Origin of the sequence: Blautia sp. HCP3S3_D9 (assembly GCF_052063845.1) — a bacterium.
In the GTDB taxonomy this organism is placed as follows: domain Bacteria; phylum Bacillota; class Clostridia; order Lachnospirales; family Lachnospiraceae; genus Blautia_A.
This window is the reverse complement of sequence record NZ_JBQHWS010000290.1, coordinates 1-504: the sequence shown is the minus strand read 5'-3', so window position 1 is coordinate 504 and position 504 is coordinate 1. Positions and strand designations below refer to the sequence as shown.

The window sequence follows — 504 nt, the reverse complement described above, 5'->3', positions numbered from 1 at the left end:
AACCTAGATTATTCACGGCACAGTCGTGAAAGTGGCTGAAAACCACATAGTTTCTATATTTTAACTGAATATTGCTTTTCACCTATCAGATGAATGAAAAAAGAGCATCCATTTGTGGTAAAATTAAGGTGTCGAATCTTAAAAAATAACCCAAAGGAGCCCTTTATGAGTATTGTAAACACCTTAGCCTTAGAAAGCAATAGACAGATAAAAATAAATTTTGATGGAGGCGATCTATCCTCCGATGCAGGCTTACTTCTTATCAAAGAATTCGTAAGCAAACTTGGTATTGATAAGCTTTTTGTCAAATCTTTCAAGACCAATGATTCTATCACATTCAAGCTGTGTAGCAGCTGCCCTTATAAGAATGAATTCTATGAGACATTTTCAAATATCGGTAAGCTGAATGTACAGTTGGAATAGCAACTATTAACGAACCTTGACAGCCTAATAACTGCTTAGAACTTTGCCACGGGGATTTTATACCCTTTTGACAGGTTAATT

General features: G+C 35.3%; 1 pseudogene. It reads left to right on the top strand.

Features of this window, described 5'->3' with window-relative positions:
• Positions 1 to 165: 165 nt before the first annotated feature.
• A pseudogene (locus ACTNES_RS20955) lies at positions 166 to 342 on the top strand (transposase); the annotation flags it as partial.
• Between the last annotated feature and the right edge of the window lie 162 nt (positions 343 to 504).